The sequence below is a fragment of the Microbacterium sp. genome (assembly GCF_051953575.1).
In the GTDB taxonomy this organism is placed as follows: domain Bacteria; phylum Actinomycetota; class Actinomycetes; order Actinomycetales; family Microbacteriaceae; genus Microbacterium.
Genome location: NZ_JBQCIP010000329.1, coordinates 1 through 5,440, shown reverse-complemented (window position 1 = coordinate 5,440; position 5,440 = coordinate 1). Strand labels below are relative to the sequence as shown.

General features: G+C 72.1%; 7 protein-coding genes. 3 read left to right on the top strand and 4 right to left on the bottom strand.

What is annotated here, in order from left to right; all coding sequences use genetic code 11:
- Nucleotides 1-236: 236 nt before the first annotated feature.
- The 3 genes from ACTHNQ_RS21140 to ACTHNQ_RS21130 are packed head-to-tail and all read left to right on the top strand — an operon-like array spanning nt 237 to nt 3,100.
- On the top strand, nt 237-1,163 hold the full coding sequence (locus tag ACTHNQ_RS21140) for a glycine betaine ABC transporter substrate-binding protein (RefSeq protein WP_440335880.1): 927 nt from the start codon (nt 237-239) through the stop codon (nt 1,161-1,163).
- A 33-nt stretch (nt 1,164-1,196) separates the two neighbouring features.
- The gene (locus tag ACTHNQ_RS21135; RefSeq protein ID WP_440335879.1) at nt 1,197-2,033 is read left to right on the top strand and encodes a patatin-like phospholipase family protein; all 837 of its coding nucleotides are present in this window, start codon (nt 1,197-1,199) and stop codon (nt 2,031-2,033) included.
- A gap of 5 nt (nt 2,034-2,038) precedes the next feature.
- A complete protein-coding gene (locus ACTHNQ_RS21130) occupies nt 2,039-3,100 on the top strand; it encodes a 1-acyl-sn-glycerol-3-phosphate acyltransferase (RefSeq protein WP_440335878.1) in 1,062 nt (353 codons plus the stop codon).
- 7 nt (nt 3,101-3,107) lie between these two features.
- Here ACTHNQ_RS21130 and ACTHNQ_RS21125 read toward each other — a convergent pair whose 3' ends face one another.
- The 4 genes from ACTHNQ_RS21125 to ACTHNQ_RS21110 form a co-directional block, all read right to left on the bottom strand.
- Nucleotides 3,108-4,076 carry a hypothetical protein gene (locus ACTHNQ_RS21125; protein WP_440335877.1) on the bottom strand — a complete coding sequence of 323 codons (969 nt, stop codon included), beginning with the start codon at nt 4,074-4,076 and terminating at the stop codon, nt 3,108-3,110.
- Between the two features lie 52 nt (nt 4,077-4,128).
- Complete coding sequence (locus ACTHNQ_RS21120) at nt 4,129-4,920, bottom strand: hypothetical protein (RefSeq protein ID WP_440335876.1); 792 nt, start codon at nt 4,918-4,920, stop codon at nt 4,129-4,131.
- A gap of 58 nt (nt 4,921-4,978) precedes the next feature.
- A complete protein-coding gene (locus tag ACTHNQ_RS21115; protein ID WP_440335875.1) occupies nt 4,979-5,152 on the bottom strand; it encodes a hypothetical protein in 174 nt (57 codons plus the stop codon).
- Between the two features lie 77 nt (nt 5,153-5,229).
- On the bottom strand, nt 5,230-5,367 hold the full coding sequence (locus ACTHNQ_RS21110; RefSeq protein WP_018173794.1) for a hypothetical protein: 138 nt from the start codon (nt 5,365-5,367) through the stop codon (nt 5,230-5,232).
- Nucleotides 5,368-5,440: the final 73 nt, after the last annotated feature.

The window sequence follows — 5,440 nt, the reverse complement described above, 5'->3', positions numbered from 1 at the left end:
GGTCGGCGCCGCGGGCCTCGGCCGCGACGTCGTGTCCTCGCTCCAGCGCGTCGACGTCTCGCTCGGCTTCGAGGCCGGCATCTCCGTCGTCATCCTCGCGATGTACCTCGACCGCGTCACCGCCGCTCTCGGCGCGCGGTCGAAGGTCGCCCGGGCGCTCGCCACGGCGAACGCCTGAGCACCCCACCCCCCACCAGGTTCCCGGCATCCGGGCCGGGACCGCACGGAAGGACATGATGCGACTCCGCACCCGTCAGCACCAGATCGCGGCCGGGCTGGCCGCTCTCGGCCTCACGCTGGGCCTCGCGGCCTGCTCGGGCGACGGCGACGCCTCGTCGGCCGGGACCGACGCGTCCGACCGCCTCGACAACGGCGACCTGAGCTCGATCTCGATCGGCATCCACTCGGGCTGGGACGAGGGGATCGCGGTCTCCCACCTGTTCACGGTGATGCTCGAGGACGAGGGGTACGAGGTCGAGACGGGCGAGGCGGAGGCCGGGCTGGTCTACGCCGGTCTCGCCGGCGGCGACTACGACGTCAACTTCGACATGTGGCTGCCGTCGACGCACTCCGACTACCTGGCGAGGTACGGCGACGACCTCGAGCAGCTCGGGGTCTGGTACGACGACGCCAAGCTGACGATCGCGGTGAACGAGGACGCCCCCATCGACTCCCTCACCGAGCTCGCCGCGAACGCGGACCTCTTCGGCAACCGCCTGGTGGGCATCGAGTCGGGCTCGGGGCTGGTGACCGTCACGCAGAACGCCGTGATCCCCGGCTACGGCCTGGAGGGCATGCAGTTCGTGACGTCGTCGACGCCCGCGATGCTCACCGAGCTGCAGGCGGCGACGGATGCCGGGCGCGACGTCGCCGTGACACTGTGGCGGCCGCACTGGGCCTACAACGCATTCCCGATCAAGGACCTCGAAGACCCCGACGGCCTGCTGGGCGACGCGGAGGGCATCCACACCATCACCTCGACCGGGTTCGCCGACGAGTTCCCCGAGGTCTCGGCGTGGCTCGAGGCGTTCCGCATGGACAACGAGCTGCTGTACTCGCTCGAGGATGCGATGTTCGGGTCGTACGACGGCGACGACTACGGTCCCGTGGTCGAGAAGTGGATCGCCGACAACAAGGACTACGTCGACACCCTCACGCGCTGACCCCCACCGTCATGCCCGCAATAGGGTGTGGGCATGACGGCGGCCTTCGTGCTCGGCGGCGGCGGTGTCCGTGGCGCGGTCGAGATCGGGATGCTGCGCGCCCTGCTCGAGCGCGGCATCCGACCCGACCTCGTCGTGGGCACGTCGATCGGCGCGATCAACGGCGCCCTCGTCGCCGCCGACCCGACCCCTGCGGTCATCGAGCGCCTGCTCGACGCGTGGACCTCGCCCGAGGCGAACGCCGTCTACGGCGACTCGCTGTTCGCCCAGTTCGGGCGGCTCATCACGACGAAGACGCACCTGAACTCGCCGGCGCCGCTGCGCCACCTGCTGGAACGTGCCCTCGGTGCCGACACCCGCTTCGAGGACCTCGTCGTGCCTCTGCGGGTCGTCGCGGCGAGCATCGAGCGCGCCGCCGAGCACGTGTTCGAGTCGGGTCCGCTGATAGAGGCAGTGCTGGCATCGGCATCCGTTCCGGGGCTGCTTCCGCCGACCCGCATCGGCGACGAGCACTTCATCGACGGGGGCATCGTCAACTCGATCCCGATCGCGCAGGCGGTCGACGCCGGCGCCCGCACCGTCTTCGTGCTGCAGGTGGGCCGCGTCGAGACGCCGCTGACCGCGCCGCGGACCGCCGTCGAGACGGCCCGCGTGGCGTTCGAGATCGCGCGGCGCCACCGGTACGCGTACGACATCGCGAACCTCCCCGAGGGCGTCGCGCTGCACGTGCTCCCCTCGGGAGGCGCACAGGACGACGACGACTCCCTCATGTCGTACCGCCGCATGAGCACGGTCCGGCGGCGCATCGACGCCGCGTACGACGCGACCTGCGCGTTCCTCGACGAGCGTGGGTTGGGGGCGGTCGCGTGACCTGGATGCCGCCCACCTGGGCGCGTCGGATCGTGCTGGGTCCGCTCGTGATCGTGGCGGCGGTGGGGATGCTGGTGCTGACGCCGCTGTGGCTGCTCGTCGCACTCGCGCTGACCTCGCTGGTGCCCGGCCGGTTCCGGCTGCCGCGTGTGCTCTGGCTCGTGACCGTGTACCTGCTGTGGGACGCGATGCTGATGATCGCGATGTTCGCGCTGTGGATCGCGTCCGGCCTCGGGTACGCCATCCGCCGTCCCGGCTTCGTCACGGCCCACTACCGGCTCGGCGCCTGGGGCCTGCGTCTGCTGTTCTGGATCTTCGGCGGCGTGCTGCGGCTCACGATCACGACGACCGGGTCGGACGACGAGGACTCCGCCGGCCGAGCCGACTTCGACTCCCTGTTCGCGGCCGGCACGCCGCTCGTCGTCGCCAGCCGTCACGGCGGTCCGGGTGACTCGTTCATCCTGATCCACACGCTGCTCAACGAGGTCGGCCGCCGGCCGCGCATCGTGCTGAAGTACACGCTGCAATGGGATCCCGCCATCGACATCCTGCTGCACCGGGTCCCCGCGCAGTTCATCGTCCCTTCGGGCTTCGGCGGCGCTCGCCTTGGCGGCGGCGCACGGGTCGAGGAGGCGCTCGGTCGCCTGGCGACAGGGCTCGGCCCCGAGGACGCGTTCGTCATCTTCCCCGAGGGCGGCAATGTCAGCGCCGCCCGCCGGACATCGCGCATCCAGCGACTGCGCGCCGCAGGGCGCGTGCAGATGGCCGAGCGCGAAGAGGCGCTGCGTCACGTCATGGCGCCGCAGCCCGGCGGCATGCACGCGGCCCTCAGCGCCGCACCCGGGGCCGACGTCGTGTTCATCGCCCACACCGGCCTCGACCGACTCGTCACACTGCGCGACATCTGGCGCGAACTGCCGATGGACAAGGGCATCGCCATGCGCGCGTGGCGCGTGCCCCGCAGCGACATCCCCGACGATCTCGACGCGCAGGCGGCATGGCTGTTCGACTGGTTCGCCCGCATCGACGCCTGGATCGAGGCGCACCCGGACGCCCCCATGCGCTGAACGACTCTCAGCGCTGCGGCTTGGGGTGGATCACTCGGCCCGGCGCGTCGCCGTTACCCCGTGAGGGCACCGGCCACTGCGCGGCGGTCGGCGGTGTCGTGCTCGGACGCGACGCCGGCAGGCGCTCGGGCTCGGGCTCGGGTGAGAGCGCCGGCGGCGGGGATGCCGGGGCCTGCGCGGGCGGGGCGGCGGCCGCATCCGCTCCCGCCGTGGCGGTCGTCGGACCCAGCTCGAGCATCACCTTGTTCTCGAGCACCTCGATCGCCTCGTCCGAGATCGAGATGAGCCCGTCGAGCTCCTCGCGCACCCGGCGGTACGCGAGCTGACGCTCAGCGGGCGTGGCGGCCTCGTCGAGCGCGACCGTCAGCCGCTGCCTGGCGGTGTCGAGCCGCTTGCGCTCGACCTCGCTGAACCCCGAATCGCGAATGCGACGGGCGTCGCGCTCGGCCACATCGAACGCGACCTCGAAGTCGGCGACGGCGTTGCGGTACTCGGTCAGCTGCTCCTTCGTGAGCTTCGCCTTCGCCGAGGCGGGCCGCAGCCCGTCGGCGACGCGCTTGGCCCGCAGGAACGCGGCCGTCAGCGGCTGACGCCCGTCGCTCATCGCGGGGAACGCGATGATCTTCGCGACGTCGAGCTCGTACTCCAGCCAGCGCGCGGTCACGGCGTCGTGCGTCGCGAACAGCCGCTCCAGCTGCGTGGCCTGCGTCTCGCGGGCAGGGGCGTCGGCGGCGCCGACAGTGGCCGTGGGAGCCGTGAAGGCGGGGAGGGATGCCGCCGGCACCGCCTTTCCGCGTGCCGCCGCCTGCGCGGCCTTGAGCTCGGCCTTGGCGTGGAGCACCTCGAGCCGCCGCTGGTGACGGCGCCGTGCGCCCATCTCCCAGCGTCGGCCGACCATCCCCGCCACCCCGAGGGCAGGGAAGACGACCCACCAGTGTTCGCCGATCCACACGAGGACCGACTGGAGGACATCCACCCTGTCATGCTAACGGCGGCCGCGGACCCTGTGTCGGGTCCGAAGCAGGCTGTCAGCTGCGCGGCGTCTCGCGCGTCGGCGGCCGGGCGATGAGGGTCGGCAGCCGGTCGGCGAGGTCGGCGATCATCGCGGCCGCGGCGCCGATGGTCGCCGCGGTCGTCGCCGCGGCGGTCTGCGCCGCGCTCGGCGGCGTCGCGCCGGGCACCCCGGCGGTCCGCTCCGCTTCGGCGAGGGAGGCCTGCAGGGCACGCACCGCCGCCCGGTACTCGACGTACTGCTGAGGGGTCACGCGGTCACGCAGCGTGGGGCGCTTGGCGAGCGCCTCGCGCTGCGCGCGGAGGAAGACGACGGTCGCGGGATGCCGGGTGTCGGTCATCTTCGGATAGCTCAGCGCCTTGTCGACGTCGGTCTCGTACGACAGCCAGCGCGTGTTGACGGCGTCGTGCTCGGCCCACAGCCGTTCGATCGGCAGCGGATCGTGAGACGAGGCGGCCCGGTACTGCGAGTAGCCGGCCTTGACGCGGGAGCGGCTGGCGCGCAGCGCGAGCGACGCGGACTTCTCGGACTGCCGGGCGATCTGCAGCTCGCGGCGGGCCTCGGCTGCCTGCGGCGAGGCGGCACGCGCCTTCGCGGTCATGACATCGGCCTGCGCGGTGCGCACACGGGCCTTGGCGGCGACGAGCTCACGGTACGCCTGCGACTCCTCGTGTCGGGCGGCGTCGAGCTCGAGCCGACGGGCGCGGCGTCCGCGCGTCGTCAGGCCGACGTAGGTCGCCGCTCCGGCGCCGGCGGCTGCCGGAACGATCCACGCCCAGGTCGTCACGATGAGGAGGATCGGCTCCACAGTGTCATGGTACCCGCGCCGCGCGGGCGCCCGGCCGGGAGTGCGCTGAGTCTGCGGCTCAGCCGCCGAGCTGCATGGTGCCGCCGTGACGGCGGCCGTCGGTCGCCTCATACACCGGGCTGTCCGGGCCAGCTCCGGGCTCACCCGGGCGCGCGGTCCGCGTGTCGTAGGTCTCGCGAGGGGGCGAGATGAAATTGCGGATGCGGGTCCAGAGGGACGGTGTGCCGGTCATGGGGGACCTCCTTGTGTGGAGGCTACCGGTTCACCGTCCTCCGCGAAAGCCGCAGGTCAGAGCGAGCTTCGGGGCTGTCAGCCGAACAGCAGGGCGAACACGGTCGCACCGCCGCCGACGAGGATGAGGGCGACGATCGTCACCCACGCGATCACCTTGACGCGCCGCTGCCGGGCATCGTTGAAATCGGCGTACTCGTCCTCGTCCGCGGCCATGCGTCAATCCTATGGTCAGGCCGGCTCGACGACCGTCGCGCCGAAGGCGTCGGGGAGCGTCGAGGTCGACAGA